Annotated in this window: 19 protein-coding genes and 1 riboswitch; of the genes, 3 read left to right on the top strand and 16 right to left on the bottom strand. The window is 60.7% G+C overall.

What is annotated here, in order from left to right; genetic code table 11:
- Window positions 1-259: 259 nt before the first annotated feature.
- The 3 genes from LDN90_RS04470 to LDN90_RS04460 form a co-directional block, all read right to left on the bottom strand.
- The gene (locus LDN90_RS04470) at window positions 260-463 is read right to left on the bottom strand and encodes a cold-shock protein (protein WP_216926027.1); all 204 of its coding nucleotides are present in this window, start codon (window positions 461-463) and stop codon (window positions 260-262) included.
- 191 nt (window positions 464-654) lie between these two features.
- Window positions 655-1275, bottom strand: a complete 621-nt coding sequence (locus LDN90_RS04465) for a LytR C-terminal domain-containing protein (RefSeq protein ID WP_223948071.1) — start codon at window positions 1273-1275, stop codon at window positions 655-657.
- 48 nt (window positions 1276-1323) lie between these two features.
- Window positions 1324-1635 carry a DUF3263 domain-containing protein gene (locus LDN90_RS04460; protein WP_223949238.1) on the bottom strand — a complete coding sequence of 104 codons (312 nt, stop codon included), beginning with the start codon at window positions 1633-1635 and terminating at the stop codon, window positions 1324-1326.
- Between the two features lie 132 nt (window positions 1636-1767).
- On the opposite strand from LDN90_RS04460, the gene LDN90_RS04455 reads away from it, so the two are divergent.
- Together LDN90_RS04455 and LDN90_RS04450 are read left to right on the top strand one after the other, a co-directional pair.
- The gene (locus tag LDN90_RS04455; RefSeq protein ID WP_223948070.1) at window positions 1768-2535 is read left to right on the top strand and encodes a uracil-DNA glycosylase; all 768 of its coding nucleotides are present in this window, start codon (window positions 1768-1770) and stop codon (window positions 2533-2535) included.
- A gap of 52 nt (window positions 2536-2587) precedes the next feature.
- The gene (locus LDN90_RS04450; protein WP_223948069.1) at window positions 2588-3427 is read left to right on the top strand and encodes a siderophore-interacting protein; all 840 of its coding nucleotides are present in this window, start codon (window positions 2588-2590) and stop codon (window positions 3425-3427) included.
- A gap of 32 nt (window positions 3428-3459) precedes the next feature.
- On the opposite strand, the gene LDN90_RS04445 is transcribed toward LDN90_RS04450, so the two are convergent.
- From LDN90_RS04445 to LDN90_RS04385, 13 genes are all read right to left on the bottom strand, one after another.
- A complete protein-coding gene (locus tag LDN90_RS04445; protein ID WP_223948068.1) occupies window positions 3460-4947 on the bottom strand; it encodes a threonine/serine exporter family protein in 1488 nt (495 codons plus the stop codon).
- 27 nt (window positions 4948-4974) lie between these two features.
- Window positions 4975-6288: a peptidoglycan bridge formation glycyltransferase FemA/FemB family protein gene (locus tag LDN90_RS04440; protein WP_223948067.1), complete on the bottom strand. Its 1314-nt coding sequence runs from the start codon at window positions 6286-6288 to the stop codon at window positions 4975-4977.
- A gap of 106 nt (window positions 6289-6394) precedes the next feature.
- Window positions 6395-7483, bottom strand: coding sequence for a peptidoglycan bridge formation glycyltransferase FemA/FemB family protein (locus LDN90_RS04435; protein WP_223948065.1), 1089 nt, complete (start codon window positions 7481-7483; stop codon window positions 6395-6397).
- 121 nt (window positions 7484-7604) lie between these two features.
- Entirely contained in the window at window positions 7605-9590 is a 1986-nt protein-coding gene (locus tag LDN90_RS04430) for an ATP-binding cassette domain-containing protein (RefSeq protein ID WP_223949237.1), read from the bottom strand.
- A gap of 2 nt (window positions 9591-9592) precedes the next feature.
- Window positions 9593-10732 (bottom strand): peptidoglycan-binding protein, encoded by a 1140-nt coding sequence (locus tag LDN90_RS04425; RefSeq protein ID WP_223948064.1) that lies wholly within the window; start codon window positions 10730-10732, stop codon window positions 9593-9595.
- Window positions 10732-11604, bottom strand: coding sequence for a hypothetical protein (locus LDN90_RS04420; protein WP_223948062.1), 873 nt, complete (start codon window positions 11602-11604; stop codon window positions 10732-10734). The genes LDN90_RS04425 and LDN90_RS04420 overlap by 1 nt, the downstream gene beginning before the upstream one ends.
- A gap of 57 nt (window positions 11605-11661) precedes the next feature.
- Window positions 11662-12054, bottom strand: coding sequence for a hypothetical protein (locus tag LDN90_RS04415; RefSeq protein ID WP_223948061.1), 393 nt, complete (start codon window positions 12052-12054; stop codon window positions 11662-11664).
- Window positions 12055-12286: 232 nt separating this feature from the next.
- The gene (locus tag LDN90_RS04410; protein ID WP_223948060.1) at window positions 12287-13108 is read right to left on the bottom strand and encodes a DNA/RNA non-specific endonuclease; all 822 of its coding nucleotides are present in this window, start codon (window positions 13106-13108) and stop codon (window positions 12287-12289) included.
- Window positions 13109-13146: 38 nt separating this feature from the next.
- Window positions 13147-14568: an L-serine ammonia-lyase gene (locus tag LDN90_RS04405; RefSeq protein WP_223949236.1), complete on the bottom strand. Its 1422-nt coding sequence runs from the start codon at window positions 14566-14568 to the stop codon at window positions 13147-13149.
- Window positions 14569-14859: 291 nt separating this feature from the next.
- A complete protein-coding gene (gene gcvH, locus LDN90_RS04400; RefSeq protein WP_216926990.1) occupies window positions 14860-15246 on the bottom strand; it encodes a glycine cleavage system protein GcvH in 387 nt (128 codons plus the stop codon).
- A gap of 301 nt (window positions 15247-15547) precedes the next feature.
- Window positions 15548-16681, bottom strand: coding sequence for a glycine cleavage system aminomethyltransferase GcvT (gene gcvT, locus LDN90_RS04395; RefSeq protein ID WP_223948059.1), 1134 nt, complete (start codon window positions 16679-16681; stop codon window positions 15548-15550).
- Between the two features lie 12 nt (window positions 16682-16693).
- Window positions 16694-19540, bottom strand: coding sequence for an aminomethyl-transferring glycine dehydrogenase (gene gcvP / locus LDN90_RS04390; protein WP_223948058.1), 2847 nt, complete (start codon window positions 19538-19540; stop codon window positions 16694-16696).
- 185 nt (window positions 19541-19725) lie between these two features.
- Window positions 19726-19823, bottom strand: a riboswitch (glycine riboswitch).
- Window positions 19824-19916: 93 nt separating this feature from the next.
- A complete protein-coding gene (locus LDN90_RS04385; protein ID WP_216926987.1) occupies window positions 19917-20456 on the bottom strand; it encodes a TetR/AcrR family transcriptional regulator in 540 nt (179 codons plus the stop codon).
- A gap of 73 nt (window positions 20457-20529) precedes the next feature.
- On the opposite strand from LDN90_RS04385, the gene LDN90_RS04380 reads away from it, so the two are divergent.
- Window positions 20530-22080, top strand: a complete 1551-nt coding sequence (locus LDN90_RS04380) for an MFS transporter (RefSeq protein WP_223948057.1) — start codon at window positions 20530-20532, stop codon at window positions 22078-22080.
- The last annotated feature ends 26 nt before the right edge of the window (window positions 22081-22106 follow it).

The raw sequence follows: 22106 nt of genomic DNA, 5'->3' as shown, positions 1-22106 counted from the left end.
TGCCCGCGACGGACGGTCCTTTGCTTGCGGCCTCTGTATGCCCCGCGCTCCGAACCTCACCCCACCAAGGTGTTTCTTGATCCTCCTCCGTTTCGAGAGCCGTCCACCGCCGGCGTAAACCGGGCCGCAGTTAGCAGTCGAAGCGTAGGAGTGCTAAATCAATAATTAGCACTCGACCGGGGAGAGTGCAAGCAGAAGTGCCACTTTGCGCTATAAACAAAGGGGTTTCAGCCGTTAGCTGACGTGACGGCCGAAGGGACTATGCCACGCGGACGCTTTCGGCCTGCGGACCCTTCTGGCCTTCGCCTAATTCGAACTCCACCCGCTGGCCTTCCTCAAGAGCGCGGAAGCCTTCCATCTGGATAGCGGACCAGTGCACGAAGACGTCGTCGCCGGAGTCATCCACAGTGATGAAGCCGTACCCTTTTTCGGCATTGAACCATTTGACGGTTCCCAAAGCCATGATGCCCACACTTTCACAGTAGCCAAGACCGGTTGCCGGGATCTCCGGACCGGAATCAATCCACTGTAACCACAGTCACTATCCGCGCGCTGCCGCGGAGGGGTCCAGCATGACTTTTGTTATTGAGGCTTAACCGAGTTGCCGCTTTGAAGGCTTGGAACCCGGTGAAAAACGGCTGAAAGTCAGCGAAATTACTGGTAGCCAGGTCCCACAACAACAACCAGCGGCTGCTGTATTTCGGGAGATTCAACAACCGCAGAAATACCCAGAAGCTTGCCGAGCGCTTCTGCGTTCGTCTTCTGACCGGGCACGTTGTAGAAGACCACGGAAGACTGCTGCGGCAGGCCTCCCCAGTTCCCCACAGTTCCCAGTGTCCAGCCGTCGCCTTGGACCAGCCCTGCGACGCGGCTGGCAAGCCCGGCCGTAGCCGTGCCGTTGTAGACGGCTACAGCGACGGTCTTGTCCACGGGCGCGGAAGAAGGAGTTGCCGAGGTCTCGCCCGAGGGTGTGGTACCCGGGCTCGGCTCACCGGAAGCGATGGGGGCGTTGCTTGATTCGGTAGGTGCAGCAGACGGGGAGGTTTCGCTCTGCTGGGGCGCCGGCGTCGAAACGCTTGTGGACGCACCGGGGGCCACCAGGCCAAGCCGCGGAAGTATCAGGAAAGCGACGAGTCCCAGCACCAGGGCGACGGCTCCTACGGTCAGTACCGGCCACAAATTGGGGCGGACCGTCTCTTGGGCGTCACGGTGCACACCCTGCCGGGAGCTGTTCTGTGGGACCCGGTCGAATTCATCCTTGGCAAATTTGGTCATGGTGAAGCCTTGTCCTTGCTGGTTGCTGCTGACTATCAGCCGGGCGATTTACGCGTCGGACCCCAAACGGCGCGCTGTCCGCGCACGTTGGCGCGACGTACGTAGTCTACGCAATCTCTTCACAAGCATTGGATCGTGGGCCAACGCATCTTCCGTATCGATAAGTGCGTTCAGGATCTGGTAATAGTGCGTGGCGGAGAGATTGAAGAGCTCACGGATCGCCTGTTCCTTGGCGCCGGCGTACTTCCACCATTGCCGCTCCAACGCCAACATCTGCTGATCACGGTCACTCAAAGGTGAGTCGCTGCGGGTCTCTGCCGCCAGGTCTTCAAGTGCCAAAACGGTAGACTCCGGCGCCATTGGTTCCGGTGCTGGTTCTGCCACGGCACACTCCTTGACGCTGATTGGGGGAAAATGTCCTACCCCCATGTTACGGGCGAATAACAACGCTGTCATTCGCACCGCCGATGCCATGGAGGAGACAATGACAGGGTGACTGGTGAGGATGCACTGTTTGACCTGGAACCTGCCGGCGTTGCCGACTCGGGCTTCGCCGAGCTTGTTGACCAACCCCTGGAAGAGCTCATGGCCGCGGATTGGGCGGACGCGTTGCGCCCCGTGGAAGGCCAACTCCGTGAAGCTTTGGCCTTTGTTGCCGCTCAGGCTGCCCAAGGGATCCAAGTCCTTCCTCAAGCTACCAACCTTCTCCGGGCTTTCTCCCGGCCACTGGCTGACGTCAAAGTACTCATCCTTGGCCAGGATCCGTACCCAACCCCGGGACACGCCGTCGGGCTTTCCTTTGCCGTCTCGCGGCATACGCGGCCGATCCCCCGAAGCCTGGCAAACATCTATCGCGAACTCCACGAAGACCTCGGGCTGCCGCCACGCATCCACGGCGACCTCACAGCTTGGACGGACCAAGGCGTACTGCTGCTGAACCGCGTCCTGAGTGTCGCGGCAGGGAGCGCTGGCTCACACCGCGGCAAAGGCTGGGAGGCAATCACGACGGCGGCCGTCAGGGCGGTAGCCCATCGCACCGACGACGCGGGACGCCGGAGTCCCGTGGTAGCGATTCTGTGGGGGAAGGACGCCGAAGCGGTCATGCCACTGCTGGATGGCACCCCGGCAATCACTTCGGTGCACCCGAGCCCCCTTTCGGCATCCCGTGGTTTCTTTGGTTCCAAGCCGTTCAGCCGAGCCAACGAGCTGTTGTCGGCACAGGGCGCAGAGCCCGTCAATTGGGAACTACCCGTCTTGTAACCTTCGACTCATACCCAGGTGACACCCAACGATTTAGCTTAGGCTTGCCTACATGGCTGCTCTCCCCGTCACCTCGTCCGCCACCCGGAACACGCGCCCGCAGGTTAACCTGACCGTCCTGCGCAAAGAATGGCTCTCACCCCACATGGTGCGGATCGTCGCTGGCGGCCCAGGGTTCAGCGACTATGCGAACAACGAATACGTGGACCGATACGTCAAGATCGTTTTTCCGCAGCCCGGCGTTGATTACCAACTTCCGCTGGACCTGTGGGCCATCCGCGAGACGATGCCACGTGAGCAATGGCCGCACACCCGGACCTACACCATCCGCTGGGTCAACCTTGAAGAACGGGAACTGGCCATTGATTTCGTAGTCCATGGCGACGAGGGCCTGGCGGGGCCTTGGGCAGCGGCAGCCGAACCTGGGGACCCGCTGATTTTTACCGGCCCCGGTGGTGCCTACAACCCCGCGCCCGACGCCGATTGGCACCTCTTCGCAGGCGATGACGCCGCGATTCCAGCCATCGCAGCGTGCATAGAGGCACTTGCCCCGGAAGCCCGTGGATTTGCGTTCCTCGAGGTGGACAGTGCCGAGGATATCCTGCCTATCTCTGCTCCTGCCGGCCTGGAACTCCGTTGGCTGCAGCGCAACGGAGTGCCGGCCGGATCAAGCGAGTTGTTGCTGGACGCGCTTCGCGACATGCAGTGGCTGCCCGGCCGCGTAGACGTCTTTGCGCATGGCGAAAGGGGCTATATGAAGGGTCTGCGCCAGATCTTCTTCTCCCAGCGCGGCTTGGAACGTTCGCAGGTTTCCCTCTCCGGCTACTGGGCCCAGGGCCGGGTAGAGGAAGTTTTCCAGGCAGAGAAGAAGCTTCCCGTAGGACAGATTTAAAAGCCGGGACTGATCTAGCGGCCAGAAGTGATCTAGCGCCGCCGTACCCTGCGGCGCTCGTTGCTGGACAGACCCTTTGTGAGCGGCCGCGCCAAGTTGTCCCCCAGCACGATTCCTGCAGCAACTCCCAGGACGATCGCGCCTGCATTCAGCATGCCTCCGGCACCCTGAAGAATGTCCGCTTCCTCGATGGTCAATACATACATTGAACGGAATATAGTCAGGCCGGGCAGCAGAATGAGCGCCGCCGGAACAGCAACCACAAGTTGGGGAGCACCAAGTTTTAGCGCTACTACCCGAGCCAGCAGGCCGATGGCCACCGCCGAAACTGCCGGCGACAAGCGGTCGCCGAACCCTGCAGTGGTAGCCCCCCACAAGACGAAGAAGCCGACCAAGCCGACCGCCGCCGTCGGGAGTAACAAACGCATCTGCGTCTGTTCGGTGACGCCGATAGCCACTACCGCTATCGCAATCAGAATGGCTTGGCCCCACAAAGGATACGCATCCGGGAATGTTTGGGTGACGTCCAGGACTGCGCTGCCCATGAGGGTTCCGACCACGACGGCGACGGCGATGCCAGCGACGATCGCGCCGAAGGTGAGCAGCGTGGAGAGGAATCGTCCTGCTGCCGTGACGGGGAAGCCGTTGATGGCGTCCTGCACGGAGGACACAAGCCTCCCTGTTGGAAGCAACAACAGTATCCCGCCCGCAACCACAATGGACGGAGCAATGTCCGCGCCCGCCCAACGCAACATGAGCGCGATGAATGTAACCAGGAACGAGCACGACATGGTGATGAAGAAGTCCGGGGTGCGCCACCGGCTCAGTTGTCGCGCAACCAGGCTGATCAGCAAGTTGGAGCCAAAGGCCAAGGCTGAAGCGCCCGGACCGCCGCCCAGTACGCCCACGAACACCGCGGCGAAGACAGCGAAGGCAACCGTGACCATCCAGCGAGGGAAGGGCTTGGCACTCCGGACGATGTCATTCAACCGACGGACTGCCTCGTCGCGGCCAACTCCCCCGGCCACAATGTCGGTGACCAGTTGATGCACTTGGGCGAGGCCGGCGTAGTTGTTGGTCCACGAGCGCACCACACGCAACAACGTGATGGGGGTCTGGTCCTTTGGCGCATAGTTGATGGCCACCGACTGGTTGGTGATGTCCACTTCAACGTTCTTCAAGCCAAGGGCGGCAGTCACCGCAATCATGCTGGTCTCAACTTCAAGGGCGCCTGCACCGTAGCGGAACATGACTTCGGCCAGATGCAGGGCGAAGTCGATGGTCTTGCGCGCTGAGGCGTCGACGCCGACAACCTGGATAGTTGGGTTGGCGTAGGGACTTCCCGCGAGCCGGTCCACGATGTTCATGGGGGCTGTGGGCGGGCTATCGCCCTGCACCAAGCGCATCAGCATGCGTTTGGCATTGGCGTTCTGCCGGATTTGCGATGGCCGCATCGGCTGGGTCTTGGGCAAGCCGTCAGTGTGAGGCCTGCCGCCGGAGCCCTCAGGGCGTTCAGTCACGCAGTGTTCCTCCCTTGGCTTCGTTGATTAGTTCTTCCCCCGGAATTTACTCAGCAGGTTTCCAGGCTCCGGCAATTTTGCCAGGACCGTCTTGGCGGCAGCTGCAAGCTTCCTGACCGCCTGGTAAGCGGTGAACACTGGCACGTTCACTGGTGCAACGAAGTCGCCCACCAGTTGGACCACTTCGCCGCCGAAGCCCTTCTTGAATTCGTAGCCGCCGTGACCGGTTTCATCCTGGCCCTGAATGCCGAACGTGCCGTAGAAGTTGTAGCGGGAGTAGCCATTGTTGAGCGCGTGCAGCATCATGCCCCAGTAAAGCGACGTAGCTCCGTTGAAGTAGATGTAGTCCTGGACAGTACCGCCGATCACGCACACGATTTCATCGCCGGAGCAAGCGAAGTGGATTGCCGCCACGGTAGCCACGCCCACCGAGTCGGGGAAGCGTTCAATATCCTTGAGGCTTCGCTCGTAGCTGTCCACGAGGTCCTGGACCACCTTGATGCGGTTGGCCTTCTTCTTGCTCCCGGTTTCCTCGACGTCGCGCTTGAGGTCCGCGAGCGTCTTGGCTTCGGCATCCAGACGCTCAGTGATCGACGCCCGGTATTCGGGGATGTTGATCTTGGCCATCATGAGCTTCGTGAACTCATCCGAGGTATTGCGGAGCAGTTGCTCGTAGTAGTCACGCTCGCGGTAGGTGAAGCCCTTTTCGTCGCCGGCAGTGCTCAGCGCGTTGTAGAAGTCGTCCAGCGTTTCCAGGGTGGCCTGCTCCAGGTAAACGCCGTTCTTTTCGGCCTTCCGGATGGCCTTGCGCGTGCGGTAATTCATGCCCATGATGAGCTCTTCAGAATCGACGATCCCGTCCAGCTTCTTGACGAACATCCAATTGATGTTCGCGAAGTTCATCTCAAAGCCCTGGTGCTTGAAGCCCAACCCTGCCAGTACCTTCAGCAGTGGACGGTTGTCCTCAACCTCCGGGTGCTCGGCGCCGTCCTCGTCGCGGGCGATGTACTTGACGTTCGGTGAGATCCGCAGCTCAGCAGCCTTCTTCGAGGCCGCATGCTTTTTCAACTGCTCGACGACGAACCGCACCGCTTCGGCGTCGTTGTAGTCCAGCAGTGGTCCCTTTGCGCAGTCGCAGACCTTGTAGCCAAAGCGGTTGGCGGTGTAGACGAGCTTTCCGGCGGCGATCAGGCTGCCACCGCGGGTCACACCAAAGAGCTCCACCTCCTGGCCGCGGGCACGCTGGAAACGCGCCAGGTCCACGGACTGGATGAAGCTGCCTTGCGGGTGTCCCTTGGCAAATGTCTCGAAATCAGCGTCACTGAGAATCACGAATTCCATGCCGGTTCCAGCCTCGATCGGAGTCAAAGAAATTACCTCACCTAGATAGATTTGCGCCCGTTGGTGGCCGGGGCGGGCCTGAAGTGTGTTGGGTTGGTGCCGGTTCTCAGTAGAACTGTCCGCCGGTTCGCATAGTTTCCAGCCGGCGGAAGACGCGCTCTGCACCCTTGAGCCACAGCTTGTAGCGGATTGGTCCCAGGACAAGGTCATAGCAGCCGACGAAGTCCGTAACGGTCTTGGTGAAACTCGTTTTGAACAAACCCATGCCGAATAGAGGGTGGGTCTTGTCCTTGATCCGGGCGGCAGGCGGCGTGCCACAGAAATCGTACTCAACGCAGCCCAGATCCTGCATCCGCTGGATCGCAGCCCACTGGACCAAATGCGAGTCACCGTATTGCTTGCGGTTCTGCGTGGAGCCGCCATCCTTGTAGGTTGCCTTGGAACCATAGTTGATAACGAAAGCTCCGACGCTGGGTGCGCCGTCCTCGTAGACAAAGAAGAAGTGCCCTTGGCCCCGGCTGCAGAATTCGTGCCAGAAACGGGAGTAGTACTCGTAGCTCCGCAACGGCATGGCACCCTTGGCGTTCACTGTGTCCTGCATCAGGGCGTAGAGCTTGCGGTAGCTGTCCTCGCCAGGCTCAGCCGGAAAGACTTCGCATCCTTCACGTTCTGCCCTGCGGACCGCGTTGCGGGCCCGCGATGAGATGCTGCGGAGCACTTCATTGGCCGGGGCCGAAATATCCAGCAGCGCTGTTGAGTCGTTGGACTGGATGTTGGGGGCTTTCATCAGCCCGGCGGCCGCGAGCTGAGCCGTCGCCTCGCTGGATGCAACGATGTCTGGCTCGATCTTGATGGAGAACACATTCATCTTCTGCTCACGTGCAAGTGCAGCGATTGAGCCAAGCATCGGCTTGATGTCATCAATGGAGGAAGCGTCCGGTCCCTTGATGAGGTACCAAAGGCGGCCAAGGACAGGGAACTTCTTCTCAAGGAGAAGGTTGTAGCTGGAATATTCGGCGGTCTCCAGAACCAGGCGGCGGACCAACCAGCCGTTGCCGTCCTTGACTGCCGCATATGCGTCCGACTGCAGCATGTTGCCGCCATTGGGGTTGGCTGTGACGTGCTTGTCCCAGTTATCGATTTCCTCGGCGGTGGCAAAGCGGGCGGTAAATTCTCGCAAGGTGGCCGTGTCCAATCTCAGGGTTTGGTGCAGTGTTCAAATCGGTGCTCAGAAGCAAGTGCCCATGCGGACATGCAGCCTCAAGTCTATCGGGCCGAGGAAAATAGCCCGACTCCCGGTGAGTTGCCCGTTCGAACTACGCGCGAATAGCTTGGGCCGGATCCGCTTTGGACGCCGCAATCGCTGGATACGTCGCAGAAAGAACACCAGTAACTGCGCCAGCGGCAACTCCGGTCCACACTGCTTCAGGCCCCAGCACCGGTGTCCACTGTTGGCTCAGGCAAAAGGCCAGAACTCCCAGCACTCCGAGCGTTCCCCCAGCCAGTCCACCGCCCAATCCCACAAGCAAGCCCTCGAAGATAAACATCCGGCCAATGCTGGAGCGACTCATACCGAGGGCCCTCCTGAGTGCAATCTCCGATCTTCGGGTTTGCACAGTCAGATACATGGACGTAGCAGCGCTAAGACAGGCGAGTGCCAGCAGCAGCCACGAGATGACACTGATCAATACGCCCAAGTCATTGTTGACTCCTTTTCGGAGTGAGCGAAGGTCGGCCACGGTATTTACTGTGAAGTACTCGGGATGGGTGGCGTCGAGGGCTAAAGGGATGACGTCGGCCAGTGGCGCTGGAAACCCAGGGAGGGTGCGGACCACAAATAGTGGGTTGTCAGAAGCAGTGGATGGGTAGGCGCTGATTCCCAGGATGATGCTGTCTGCAAGAACCGGGTTCCGTCCGGGCTGCTGTACTATGCCCACGACTGGAACGGGCTGCCCACCGATCCAAATTTTCTGGCCCGGACCCGCAGAAGGAATCCCTAGACGGGCGGCCGTATCGTGTCCCACTATTGCTACGGGCTTTCCAAAGGAATTGTCCAGGAGAGCTAACGCAGAAGCAGGCTCAACTACGGCCTGGCTAATGTCGAGGAAGGTCGAGTCCACGGCCAAGAGTGACCCTGCGAAGTCGTCCTCCTGGATTCCCCTATTTGGCTGAAAGCGTGTGGGGCGAAATTCAGAAGTCGCCAACTCCACGCGCAAACCAACTGCGACGACTCCGTGAAGATCCTCTACCTTCCCCTTCTGACCTCGCAAGGCTGCGATGTCAGCGTTCGCGGGCTGCACCCCGGGTGTGCTTCTAGAAGCTTGTACTTCATCCAAGGCGGCTTCGGCCAAGCGCTCGGAAACCTGTGCGGACGCGCTTTGGCTAAGGCCCACCGAGGCAACCAGTCCGCCCGATCCCAGCATGAACGCAAGAATGAGCAGCAGGGCCTTGCCTGCCTTAGAGGTAAGGGATGCCAACGCATCATAGGCATCATCCATCAAGAGATTGAGACGTCTACACAGTGAGGTTGGGGAGAGAACTTCAGTTGGATCCGGGCGGCCGCCCATGGGCTCGTGAACAGCGGCCAAGGCAGGGGAACCCAGCCCATCGGGCTTCTCCAGTCGTCCGTCGTCGATGACAATCTGGCGGTCTGCCGCGGCGGCGACGATCGGATCATGCGTAATGACGACGATTGTCACCCCGGTTCGATTCAAAGCCTTGAGATCCGCGATGACGCTCTGAGTATTGACGCTGTCCAGATTGCCCGTGGGTTCGTCTGCGAACAGGATCCTGGGCTTCGTCGCGAGAGCACGAGCCAAGGCAAGACGTTGCCTCTCCCCTCCAGAGAGGTTCTTGCCGAGCACGCCTGCCCTGTGGAGCAACCCAACGCGCAGCAGGGCCTTAGTTACTTCCAACTCCCGTTCCACGTGGCGGACGCCTTGCACACGAAGGCCGAGCGCTGCATTCCGTGCGGACGATTCATCCACGATCACATGCGAGGCTTGGAAGACAAACCCGAACATTCGCGATCGCAACCAGTCGCGTTGCTTCTCTGCCATCCGTGATACGTCTGCACCGTTGATCGAGTACTTGCCATCCGATGCACGGTCCAACAGTCCAAGAATATTCAGTAGCGTTGATTTGCCGGATCCTGAGGGACCAATGATCGCAACGAATTCACCCTCGCAGATTTCAAGGTTGATGTCTTGAAGGGCCGCAGTAGGTAAATCGGCTCCTCCATAGAAGCGCCCGATGCCTTCCAACCGGAGCAGGGGAATCCTGCCGGGGCTTGGCGCCAGCATGTTCACGACACGTCGACCGTTGTTCCAGGTTCCAGCTTCGAAGTCTCGGCCAAGGCGGCCCAGCCATCGCGCTGCCCCGTCACGGTCACGTCAATTCTTTCCGCCGATGTGCCCTCACCGGCGTCCTTTTCCGAACTTGGCACAGTCACGTACGTCCCGATGTCATCCTGCTTGATGGCGGTCAGCGGAACTGCCAAGGTCTCCTGGACCGGCTCCTTAACGCTGACAGACACAGGCTGACCCGGCTTGGGTTTGTTGGGATCATCCGGAACGGATGCGATGATGTCCATTCCGGGAAGCGTCCCCTTTTCCGGATTGCCTTGGTCGAAAACCCCGATGCTCTGAATGACGCCCTGAGCGTTGTACCCACTGGCTTCGAGCGCGACGGCCTGGCCAACTGTGAGAGCTTCAGCCTGGGTGATAGACGCCCGTCCCACGACCACGTCCGGGGCCGTCTGCGCGGTAGCTACCAAAAGATCGTCCGTTAGCACGGCTCCTGAAGCAGCGACGCTTGTCACCGAGCCCTCATCACCTGGAATTTGAACAAACTCCCTCCACCGGACCATAGCCTTCTTGTCGTCGGATTTTGGTGCTGGCTGGTCAACGTCACGGTACAAAGCCGCCACGGATTCCTGGGTGGACTTATCAAATACTCCGGTTGTGCTGGGCCGATACCCTATGGATTGAAGCCAATTCTGCAAGGCGGAAACGTCCTGGCCGGTGTCACCATCCTTCAGGTCCCGATACAACGGGACGGAGGTTGATATCACAATGAGTGGACGCCCGGACACAGTCGCAACGATCGTCCCTGGCCTTAGCGTGTCGCCAACAGCAACCAGCATGCGGGTGATGACGGCGCGTTCAGTCCCTGGAGGTACTGATGCTGTGACGCCCACCGACGTTCCTGGAGTCATGCTCCCGGGAACGATCAGTGTGCTCGCCAAGGCCCTGCGCTCCACTGTCGCAGTCACCTGGACTGGAGTGTTGACGGCGTCGAGGGCCACAGACTGGGGTGACTTCACGTAGCTTCCGGCAAAGAAAGAACCTGCCATTCCAGCCGTGACTATGACCAACAAGCCAATGATTCGCCGGAGTCGCGGAACACGCGGGACCTTAACTTCCTCGTCTTGTTGCAAAGGCATCAAGCGGCACCTTTGCCATGTTGCCGCAGAATCGTCCTCGCTTTGGCCAGAGCCTCGGTTTTGTCATCAGCGAGCTTGTTCATAGCGGCTTGGTTGGCGGCAATCAGGGCAGATTGATACTGCGCTCGGATATCCGAGATGCGTTGCATTACCTTGGTTTCCTGCTTGCAGTTCGCATCTTGTATAGCTGTCCTGATTTCGCCTTGCTTGTCCGAAGGGTATGAAGGCACCCAGGCGTCCGGTGAGTCCTGCCGCATAGAAATTCCGGCATCCTTGAGGCACGCAATCCACTCGTCGCGTGATTCCCTCCAGTCAGGATCCCGCTCAGATAACGCATTTGAGTCATTGCTAATGTTTGTCAGCAATGAGTCTTCACCGGCGATTCTGCTTCGGAACGGAGATATCTGACTCGACACCGTTGCGTTATCGCATTCAAAGTATTTCTTGACGTTTACATCCACTGATTCCCTCGTCTGGGAATCGTAAATGCCCGAGACAATACGGATGATCGGCTTGTCATATCCGTATTTTGCCGCAAGTTCGGGAACCCAAACGCCATACGACTGATCGGCTTTGACCGTCAGATCCCCGTGCTTCTCTGGCATCGTGACACCGGCGTTTTTCATGCAATCCTCTATGAGATACATATTGGCCGCCGTTATGACCATTGATTCGTCGGGCGTCGCTTCATACGCATCCATGGGCAACGAAATGGTCGCCGTAGCCGGATCCAGTTTTGCGTGCACGCCGGCATATGCTGCTCGGTCCACGGAAGGCAAGGACGCGGCATCCACTCCGCCAGGCTGCGAGTTGGCGCTGCATCCGGCCAATGCAACTACCAACACGAGCACACCCAGTGGATGCCGCGCCATTTTGCCTCCCCCAACTCTTCTATGCAGTGCGATAGCTGTATCTTGCGTGAGGCGGAATCAGTAGGCTTCGTCGTGACTCGAGATGCGATTGTCCCAGTTGCCGCCACCGGGGTAGGCAATGTCGGCCAGATAGCTGATTGCTTGCCCTTCCTTCATGTAAAAGGAGTTGCCGCCGAAGTTCAGGTGCTCGTAGAACATGACGTACCTGTAGGCTGGATTCGTGGTGTATCCCACAATGTTTGATGTCGGATCATTAGCAGCGTCACCGACGTAGGTTGCCGCGTAGTTGTTAGAGTACTTCGTTCCATTCCATACTGAACTCTGGAACAAACAGACCTTACCGTTGGCGCAGGTCTGATCAGCCCCGGCATTTGCCGGGCCCGCACCCACGCCAATTGAAACCGGAATGACTACGGCCGATGCGGCCAGAAATTTGGCAATTTTCCTCATGTCACCAGTCCATCTCTCTAGTAGTGAAATTCTGGCTACTCGTGCATTGTAAACCCGGTCCACAATGGCGCCCCCCAGCAGAACCGAAAATACAGAGCCGAGGGTTGAACGTCAATCAGGATGATGATTCCGGCAATCAAAACCGAAATATTTAGAGATGTATAAGAAATAGTCATCTTTGGGCGTCACGAAGCTCATGGCCGCGACACGTATAAAGGGGGCGTTCGTGTCCTTACAGCCGGATCTGATCAGGGCTCTCCAACTTGATGGCTTTCGGTTGCTTCCCGAGTTCCCGCTGGCCGCTGGCCAGCCGGTCCGCGTTGGCGAGTCTGCTGAGACTCAGTCCGGTCAGGTCTGCGATCTGGCCGATGGGAACCTGGAAGGTCCGGAACGGTCCCAAGGGCGGCGGTTCGCCTTCCAGGAGCCGCTGGTCGATGGCTCTGTTCAGCTCAACTTTGCCGAGCAATGGAGACTGGTCCAACACAAAGCCCGCGGCGGCGAGCTTGGCATCGTTGGTCCACGCTGCGATTTTCCAGAACTTCCGCGGAACCTGTACGCCTCTGTAGGGAAGGTCGTCGTCGAGAAGTACGGGTCCGGTGAACACCGAAAGCTTGGCGTCGTACGCGTCCGCGTGCTCCAACACGTGGTCCTCGAGCCCCACCCAAAGTTCCTTGCCTTGGTTGAAGTCGTCCACCTGCGGTGCCGCGTTGGTAAAGACGAAGGTGTCCTGATTGGCTTTCTTGGCCGTGGCCTCGTCACCCCAGACGGGATCCAGGCGCCGCACAAGATGCCCGCGATCGAAGGCATTGTTCTTGTAGACGTCCGGCCCGGCCTGCTGCTCTTTGGGGATCCTGTCATCGAAATGCCATGTGCCCTCGCGAGCCAGCGGACTCAGTTCCTTACCGTTGATGTTGACGCCGACTATCGCCGCGAGTTTCCGGGCAGCCCGGAAACGCACGGAGAAGTGGATGTAGTCCAAAAGAATCGTCGTTGCCGACGGACTGGGCAGCTCAAGGCGTGCCCGCAAGAAATCCCTGTCGTATCCCCCGCTCATGGATACAGCATGGCACTAGGGACTGACAGTAAACAGACTCAGCATTCGACGACGTTGACGGCCAGGCCGCCCATCGCGGTTTCCTTGTACTTGGAGGACATGTCCTTGCCCGTCTCACGCATGGTCACGATCACCTCATCCAACGACACCCGGTGCGTCCCGTCACCCCAGAGCGCCATCTTCGCGGCGTTGATCGCCTTCGCCGCCGCGATCGCGTTCCGCTCAATACACGGAATCTGCACCAACCCCCCGATCGGATCACACGTCAACCCCAGATTGTGCTCCATCGCGATCTCCGCCGCGTTCTCCACCTGACCCGGCGTACCACCCATCACCTCAGCCAACCCGGCAGCAGCCATCGACGACGCCGAGCCCACCTCACCCTGGCACCCCACCTCAGCACCCGAAATGGACGCCTGCTCCTTATACAACACACCCACCGCACCCGCGGCGAGCAGGAACTTCACCACCACATCGTCCTTGTCGACCTGCGTGGCCTTATCCATGCCCGGGGCGTAATTCAACGCGTAATACAACACCGCCGGGATGATCCCCGCCGCGCCGTTCGTCGGGGCAGTGACCACCCGGCCACCGGAAGCGTTCTCCTCATTGACCGCCAACGCGATCAGGTTCACCCACTCCTGCCAATACTTCGGATCGTTGCGGTCCTTGTCCTCCTTGAGCAACCGCTCCAACCAATCAGGAGCACGACGCCGGACCTTCAACCCGCCCGGCAACACACCCTCACGCTTGAGCGACGTCTCAACACACGCCTCCATCACATGCCAGATATGAAGGAGCCCCTCCCGGATCTCCTCCTCGGACCGGGACGCACGCTCGTTGATGAACATGATGTCGCTGATCCCCAGGCCCTTGGACGCGCACCTGCCCAGCAACTCAGCAGCCGTCCGGAACGGCAACGGCAACTCCGCCTTCGTCTCCTCCAACTCCGCCCGCGCCGCGTCCTCCTCACCCTCCCGGACAATGAACCCGCCACCAACCGAGAAAAACGTCGCCTCCCTGAGAACATTCCCCTCCGCGTCAGACACGGCAAACTTCATCCCGTTCGTATGCCGCGGCAACACCGTCAACGGATGCAACACCATATCCTCCACCGCATACGGCAACTGAACCCCAGCACCAACCTCGCCCGAGGCACCGGCAAGATTCAGCACACCCGTCTCAGCAATCGCCGCGAGCCGCTCCTCCACCTCATCGGGCAGGATCAACTCCGGATGGTAACCCTCAAGGCCCAACAGAGTCGCAGTCATCGTCCCGTGACCACGGCCAGTCGCCGCCAACGACCCATACAAATCAACCCGCAACCCAGCGACCGAGCCCAGCACACCGGACTCACGCAACTCAGCAGCGAACACCGCCGCAGCCCGCATCGGCCCCACAGTATGAGAACTCGACGGGCCAATACCCACAGAGAACAGATCGAAAACACCAACAGCCATAGCCGTGATCCCTAACAAAGCTTGAAAACGGTCCACCAGATGGTCCTGGCGGATGGTCTCCCCCGCTCGTGGCGGAAAGCGACCGAACAACGACGCCGGGCGGCCCCTTTTGGCGGCAACCCGGCGTCGCAAATTATTTAGTTCCTACAATCCCACGCTACGCCCATCGCGTTCCATTTCGGGGCTCAGCTGCCAAACATGCCGCGCGCACGGCATTCTCTGCAGCAAGCCAACGAATCGGAGGAAGCAAGCACGCACGGAGGACGTCGGCCCCCACGGGCCACACAGGTCTTAGCCCAGGTCTCCGCCGTTCTTGGAGGCGTACTCCTCGGCCGAAAGCAGAGGGCCCTCAGACTCAGCGGCGACCTTGAACAGCCAACCAGCGCCATAAGGATCGTTGTTGATCAGTGCCGGATCGCCCACAACGGCGTCGTTGATCTCGGTGACCTCACCAGTGACGGGCGAGTACAGGTCAGAAACACTCTTCGTGGACTCAACCTCGCCACATGTCTCGCCCGCAGTGACGGCGGAGCCAACCTCAGGGAGGTCAACGTACACAATGTCACCCAGCGCGTCGGTGGCAACCTCGGAAATCCCGACGGACACCAGGTTCCCCTCCCCGCGGGAAACCCACTCGTGCTCGTCGGAGTACTGAAGTTCAGGCGCTACTTTGGGCATTCTGTTTCCTAACTATGGTTGGTCAAAAGCTGTGGCTGGGTTGGGTGGTGGGGCACCGAATTCCTCCGCGTGCTGCTCCTTCGTCGCTTTGACGCACGCTTCCGGAATCCGCTGCCCCACCACGCGGCCCTCGCGGGGCCAGCCTCCGGCAGCATGCGTCTAAGGGAGCATCGCATCCGCTCAGCGGGTGCATCTCCGACGGGGGCCACGCCGTCCGGGTCCCCTGGCCGAGCTTGCGAGGCGAGGGAGACGGTGGGGAGCATGCAGAGGAGGCGGGACTCGCCGGGCAAAAGGCGACTAACTAGCGAACTCGCTTGTAGAACGGCAATGCGACAACTTCGAACGGCTCAGCTTTTCCTCGAAGGTCCACGTCGAGTTGAGACCCGACCTCCGAGAATTCGACGTCGACGTACGCCAACGCAACCGGGTAACCCAGCGTGGGGCTGGGCTGGCCGGAGGTGACTTCGCCTACCACTGCCCCATCCTTGAGGACCGGGTAGTGGGAGCGTCCGGCGCGGCGGCCCAGGCCTTTGAGCCCCACGAGCTTGCGCCCGCTGGTGGAGCCAGCGCCGTCAGCCTTGAGAGCGGCGAGGGCGGCCTTGCCGACGAAGTCGCCTTCTTTGGAAAGTGCGACCACGGGACCGAGCCCTGCCGCGAACGGGTTTCCTTCGCGGGACAGCTCGTTGCCATAGAGCGGCATCCCGGCTTCCAGGCGCAGGGAGTCACGGGAAGCCAGTCCTGCCGGAACCAACTCGCCCTCTTCAGCTACCCCGGCAATGGCCTGCCACAGTGCTGCAGCGGACTCGTTGGCGACGAAGATTTCGAAGCCGTCTTCACCGGTGTATCCGGTGCGTGCCAGAAGCAGTTCCTGGGTGCCGCCGTCGAACGTGAACGGAACTTCAACCGCCGCGTAGTACTTGAGGTCGGTGACCAGGCCGTGCTGCTCCGCAGGGACGAGGCGCAGAAGGATCGCTTCGGCAAGCGGCCCCTGAACTGCAATCAACGAGGTCTCCGCGGAAGCGTCCTCAACAACCACGTCAAAACCGGCGGCACGTTCCAGCAAGGCGGCGGCGACAACTACAGCGTTACCTGCGTTGGGCACAACGAGGAACTTCTCCGCACCACGACGGTAAACAATCAGGTCGTCGATGATGCCGCCGTCTTCCTGGCAGATCAGCGAGTACTTCGCCTTGCCTTCGGCCATGGCGGAGATCTTGCCGACGAGCGCATAGTCCAGGAACGCTGCCGCGGCCGGTCCGGTAACCCAGACTTCGCCCATGTGGGAGAGGTCGAACAAGCCGGCGGACTTGCGGACGGCGTGGTGCTCGGCCAACTCGGAGGAGTACTTGAGCGGCATCTGCCAGCCACCAAAGTCGGTGAAGGACGCGCCGAGTTTCTTGTGCTCTTCGTAAAGGGCTGTGTAGTTCTCAGTCATACTGCGTACCTTCTAGTTCTCGAAGTCTTCGATCGGTGGGCAGGAGCAGACCAGATTGCGGTCCCCTGCAGCTCCATCGATACGTCCGACCGGCGGGAAGTACTTGTCCTGCTTGAGGTGGTGGACGGGGAACGCTGCCTGCTCACGCGGGTATGCGCGGTCCCAGTCAGAAGTTACGACGGCGGCAGCCGTGTGGGGTGCCTTGCGCAGCGGCGAGTTCTCAACAGTGAAATCGCCAGTGGCGACCTGCTCGATTTCGGCACGGATGGTGATCATGGCCTCGATGAAGCGGTCGATCTCCACGAGGTCCTCGGACTCCGTCGGTTCCACCATGAGGGTTCCGGCAACGGGGAACGCCAGCGTGGGAGCGTGGAAGCCGAAGTCGATGAGTCGCTTGGCAACGTCCTCGGCCGTGACGCCGGTCTTGGCCGTCAGTTCACGGAGGTCCAGGATGCATTCGTGAGCCACGAGTCCGCCCTCGCCGGTGTAGAGCACGGGGAAGTGCTCGTTGAGCCGGGAAGCAATGTAGTTCGCAGCCAGCAGCGCTGACTTGGTGGCTTCGGTGAGCCCCTGGCCGCCCATGAGCTTCACGTAGGCCCAGGAAATCGGGAGTACGCCAGCCGAACCGAAACGGGAGGCCGAAATCGGGACGTCCTTGCCTTCGGTCCAGGAAGCAGCGTCACCAGGCATGAAGGGCGCCAGGTGCGCCTTCGCAGCAACAGGACCAACACCGGGTCCGCCACCACCGTGCGGGATGCAGAACGTCTTGTGCAGGTTCAGGTGGGAGACATCCCCGCCGAACTTGCCCGGCTGTGCGAGCCCAACGAGCGCATTGAGGTTTGCACCGTCAATGTAGACCTGTCCGCCGGCTTCGTGGATAGCGTCGCAGACTTCCCGGACATCGGCGTCGTAAACACCGTGCGTGGACGGGTAGGTGATCATGATGGCCGAGAGGGCGTCCCGGTTGGCCTCGATTTTGGCCGCCAGATCGGCGTGATCGATGGTGCCATCAGCGGCCGTAGCCACCACGACAACCTTCATGCCGGCCAACACAGCCGAGGCTGCGTTGGTGCCGTGCGCAGAAGCAGGAATCAGGCAGACGTTGCGCTGGTCATCGCCATTGGAGAGGTGGTAGCCGCGGATCGCGAGGAGTCCGGCGAGCTCACCCTGGGAGCCGGCGTTCGGCTGGATGGAGACTTGGTCGTAACCAGTGATTTCGGTCAGCTGGGACTCAAGATCCTTGATCAGTTCACGCCAGCCCTCGGTCTGGGAATCCGGAGCGAAGGGGTGGATGGAGGCGAACTCCGGCCAAGAGATGGCTTCCATCTCGGCCGTGGCGTTCAGCTTCATGGTGCAGGAACCCAGCGGAATCATGGTGCGGTCCAAGGCCAAGTCACGGTCCGAGAGTTTGCGGATGTAGCGCAGGAGCTGGGTTTCGGAGCGGTGCGTGTTGAATACCGGGTGCTGCATGAAGTCGCTCGAACGCTCAACGGAGGCCTCCAGTGCGAAGCCCTCCACGGCTTCGGTGACCGAAGCGCCGAAGACATCCAGGACGCCGCGAACAATCTCCGATGTAGTGGTCTCGTCAACAGAAATGCCCACGAGATCAGCGTCAATGCCGCGCAGGTTGATGCCCTTGGCCTCGGCAGCAGCTACGATTTCGGCAGCCTTGCCAGGAACGCGGACCGTAATGGTGTCAAAGAAGGATGTGTGGAGGACCTCGACGCCGGCAGCCTTCAGTGACGCCGCAAGGGTGCGGGCGTGACCGTGGGCCGTTTCTGCGATTGCCTTCAGGCCTTCGGGGCCGTGGTAGACGGCGTACATGGATGCGACGATGGCCAGCAACGCCTGCGCGGTACAAATGTTGGACGTGGCCTTCTCGCGGCGGATGTGCTGCTCGCGGGTCTGCAGCGCCAAGCGGTAGGCGGGGACACCGGCGTCGTCCTTGGAAACGCCCACCAGACGGCCCGGCATGGAACGCTCGAGACCCTTCTGGACGGCCATGTACGCGGCGTGCGGGCCACCGAAGAACAGCGGAACGCCGAGGCGCTGGGCAGAACCGACGGCGATGTCAGCACCTTGCTCACCCGGAGGGGTGAGGAGCGTCAGGGAGAGCAGGTCTGCTGCGACCGTGACCAGTGCGCCGCGTTCCTTGGCCTCAGCAATCACAGAGGAGTGATCGAACACGCGGCCCGAAACACCGGGCTGCTGCAGGACGACGCCGTTGATGACGCCCTCAGGGAGGCCCAGCGAAAGGTCAGCGACCTCAACCTCGAAGCCGAGCGCCTCAGCGCGGCCCTTCACGATGGCGATGGTCTGGGGGAGGCAGTCGGCGTCCAGGACGGTCTTCCCGTCGTGGGCTTCCTTGTTCTTGTTGGCCCGGCGCATCATGAGGACGGCCTCGGCCACGGCCGTAGCTTCGTCCAGCAGGGAGGCGTTGGCAATCGGCAGGCCCACGAGGTCCTGGACCATGGTCTGGAAGTTCAGCAGAGCTTCCAGACGGCCCTGCGAGATTTCCGGCTGGTAAGGCGTGTACGCCGTGTACCAGGCCGGGGATTCGAGGATGTTCCTGCGGATAACCGGCGGCGTGACGGTGTCGTAATAGCCCTGACCGATCATCTGGACGGCAGTCTTGTTCTTGGACGCAAGCTTGCGCAGCTCGGCCAGCACCTCAACTTCGCTGAGCGCGTTTTCAAGGGTAAGGGCAACGTCCTGGCGGATGTCTTTGGGAACGGCCGTATCAACCAGCGAATCAACGGTGTCGTAGCCGACCGTCTTGAGCATGGTGTCAATGTCGGCCTGGCGGCGGGCGCCAATATGCCGATCGACGAAGGTGGTGGAGGCTGAACTAACCGTCACGAAGGAACTCCATTACTTGGGCGGCGTTTGGGTACGCCACAGCGGCTCGGGTTCCTCCCCGCTCTGTATTGGACCTGAGAGTTTCCGCGTGTTGCTTATACAACGATCGCTTGCACCTTCGGTGAGCACAGCATTTCGTCCGCGCCAACGGGCGCGGCAAAAGGCCTGCTACTTTCCAGAGTTGCCTCGCCGCGGCGGTGCGTGGGCCTGAGAGATTCCTGGGGAGGGTTTGCTCCTACGGCGCCCGCATCACTTGCTTGCAGGACTCTCCCGCCGCAGATCAAAGGCATATTCACTTGTTTGCGTGCCCCTGTAAAGACGCACCACAAGGCTCAATTGTCCTACGTCGGAGGCGTCGCCGCAAATGGGTGGCCCGCTACTTGCGGAGCCGGTCCAAGACTCCGAGCAGGATCTCGACGTCGGCCTCCCGCCCGGCGTTACCGCCCTCCTGTCCGCCTTCGAACATGGCATTGAAATACAGGCCGTCACCCATATAGCTGACCGCCTTGGCAACCTCCGGACCCACATCCTCGGCCAGAACGTCCTGCCACTGTTGTTGAATGCCGGCAAACCTGCGACGCGTCTCCTCATGGGCGACTTCTGCCAGCCGTGTGGCCGCCACGAACGCCCGGTCCATTGGGGTCCCGGCCCACAGGGAGGTCCGAATGAAGTAGGCAGCGCTGCCATCGGGCGCAGTCTTCATTTTTTCGATGTCTTCCTGGGCCAAACGATCCAAGCGCTCCAGCAGGGCGCCGATCAGCGATTCCTTATTGGGAAAGTGATAGAGCAGCCCACCCTTGGACACCCCTGCTCGCTTGGCAACGGCGTCGAGTGTGGCAGCACGCTCCCCCACCTCAATAAGTAGGGCTTCGAAGGCATCCAAGACTGAATCCCTGGCAACTGGTTTTCGTGGCATGTGTCCATCATTCCCTAAAGGCTTACGGTGATTCCATTTGAAACTGTACCGTCTGGACGGTACAGTAAATGACATGTTCACTCCGTCCTCAACCCAAGCACCCCGCTCCGCTTACCCCGTCACGGGCAAGGCAGCACCGTGGCGCGACTGGGCGGCACTGGCACTCCTGATGTTTCCGGTGCTGCTGGTTGCCGTCGACAACACAGCCCTCACGTTCGCCCTGCCTGAAATTGCCCGCTCCCTGGATGTGGGTGGCGTGCAGCTCCTGTGGATCATTGACGCGTACCCGCTCGTGTTGGCAGCGCTGCTGGTTTCCATGGGCAACCTTGGGGACAGGATCGGACGACGGCGGCTGCTCCTGATCGGCAGCACAGGCTTCGCTGCGGTTTCGGCTGCTACGGCGTTCGCGCCCTCCGCGGAATGGCTGATCGCCGGCCGCGCTGCACTTGGCGTGTTCGGCGCCATGTTGATGCCTTCAACCCTGTCCTTGATCCGGAACATCTTTGCTGATCCGAACCGCCGGCGGCTCGCGATCGCCGTCTGGGCCGCCGCTTTCTCCGGTGGTGCCGCCCTTGGTCCGATCTTTGGTGGTTGGCTGGTGGAACACTTCTGGTGGGGTGCCGTCTTCCTGGTGGCGACCTTCCTCCTCCTTCCCCTCCTCGCCTTCGGCAGGGTCCTCATTCCCGAATCCAAGGACGCAAACCCTGGCCGTGTAGACGTGCCCAGCATCGCGTTGTCCGTGATCGCGATGGCTCCCTTCGTGTACGGGATCAAGGAATTCGCCATCCACGGATTCGGGGCGTCGGCAGCGGCCTTCATGGTCTTCGGCCTGGTGATGGGCATTCTGTTTGTCCGTCGCCAGCGGCAACTCGAGAACCCGATGCTGGATGTCCGCCTGTTCAGCAACAAGGTGTTCAGCACTGCGATCGTTGCCAACGTCCTGTCCTTGTTTTCCATGACGGGCTTCATCTACTTCTTTGCCCAGCACCTGCAGCTGGTAGAAGGCCAGTCCCCCATGGAAGCGGGCATCGCAATGATTCCGGCGCTCCTGGCAACCGTCGTCGCCGGCCTGGTGGTGGTCCCGCTGGTAAAGCGAATCCGGCCCGGGTTCGTGGTGGCCGGCGGACTTACCCTCAGCGCTGCGGGCTATTTGGTGGTAGCTGCGGGTGATCACAGCAGCGGACCTGTGTTCCTCTTGTCAGCTTTGACGATTCTGGCCGTCGGTGTGGGAGCAGCGGAAACCATCTCCAACGACCTCATCCTTGGCTCGGTGCCGGCCGACAAATCCGGAGCGGCGTCCGCAATTTCCGAGACTGGCTATGAGCTGGGTTCGCTCCTGGGAACGGCCGTGCTGGGCTCTATCCTCACCGCGTCCTACCAGCACAACCTCGTCGTCCCGGAGGGCTTGTCCGCGCAGGCGGCCGGGAAATCGGGAGAAACGCTGGCCGGTGCAGTGGATGCTGCCGCCACACTACCCGCTCCGCTGTCGGATGCCCTGACAACCGCCGCCCGGGTAGCCTTCGAATCCGGCGTGCACATCACTGCGGCGATTGGGCTGGTACTGATGGCTTGCGCGGCAGTGCTTGCCGCCGTCGTGCTCCGCCGAGTTCCCAAGGCGCACTAAGTCGGGTTCCCAAGGCGCACTAAAAG

Origin of the sequence: Arthrobacter sp. NtRootA1, assembly GCF_019976975.1 — a bacterium.
Taxonomy (GTDB): domain Bacteria; phylum Actinomycetota; class Actinomycetes; order Actinomycetales; family Micrococcaceae; genus Arthrobacter; species Arthrobacter aromaticivorans.
The sequence above is the reverse complement of the archived record's forward strand: the minus strand, read 5'-3'. Positions and strand labels throughout refer to the sequence as shown.